At 71.0% G+C, this 1026-nt stretch carries 1 pseudogene; it reads left to right on the top strand.

Annotated elements, in window-relative coordinates:
- Window positions 1-125: 125 nt before the first annotated feature.
- Window positions 126-1026: pseudogene (locus ACFU99_RS44525) on the top strand (alpha/beta fold hydrolase); the annotation flags it as partial.

The raw sequence follows: 1026 nt of genomic DNA, 5'->3' as shown, positions 1-1026 counted from the left end.
GCGGCGGCCCGAGAGGCCGGCGAGACGATCCGTATTGCATCGTTCCGGAGGGCGCGTCATGATGACACCCGATGGCGAGACGTCCCGTCTCGCCATCGAGTTCTCAGAGAGTGAGGCGAGGTGCCATGAATCAGCGAGTCGTCCAGGTCGACCCCGCGGTGCGGCTGTGGACCGAGGAACGCGGCGACAGCCGGAATCCCGCCCTGCTCCTGATCATGGGGGCCGGGGCATCCGGGCTGGCCGGAGGAACTGGTTGACGCGCTGGCCGCGCGTCACCGCGTCATCCGCTACGACCACCGGGACACCGGCCGCTCCAGCTTGACCTTCGACACGCACCCGTACCGCATCGTCGACCTCGCCTCGGACGCGATCGCCGTCCTCGACGCATACGAGGTGGAACGGGCCCACATCGTCGGCCACTCCCTGGGCGGCATGCTCGCCCAGCTGCTGATCGCCGACCACCCCGAACGGCTGCTCAGCGCGACCCTGATGGGCACCGCCGCCCTCAGCCGCACCCCGCTGACCCACCCGGACGGCTCCCGCACCCCCGTAGACGCGCTCCCGCCCATCGACGCACAACTGCTCGAACTGTGGTCCCGCCCCCACGAGGACCGCCGCTTGGAAGGTGAACTGGACCACCGCGTGGAGCACTGGCGACTGCTCAACGGCGACCAGATCCCCTTCGATCCCGAGGAGTTCCGGGCCGCGGAGCGCCGCATCATCGAGCACGCCGGGCGCTACGAGGCACCCATGACCCACGGGCGCGCGGACCACTCCGGCATGGACCGCACCGAGGAACTGGCCCGCACCGAGGTGCCCACCCTGGTGATCTCCGCCCCCGCCGAGCCCGTCTTCCCACCGCCGCACCCTGACCACCTCACCCAAGTAATCGCCGGGGCACGGCTGGTGGAGATACCGGGCATGGGGCACGCCCTGCCCCGCGCCGTCCACGCACCCCTGGCCGCGGCCATCCTCGACCACACCACGGCCACGCCTGACCAAGACCCTGGGGGGCCAGCCATGACC

The sequence above is a fragment of the Streptomyces sp. NPDC057654 genome, from assembly GCF_042800135.1.
Taxonomy (GTDB): Bacteria; Actinomycetota; Actinomycetes; order Streptomycetales; family Streptomycetaceae; genus Streptomyces.
Note: the sequence above shows the minus strand (reverse complement) of the source record. Positions and strands in the feature narration are given on the sequence as shown.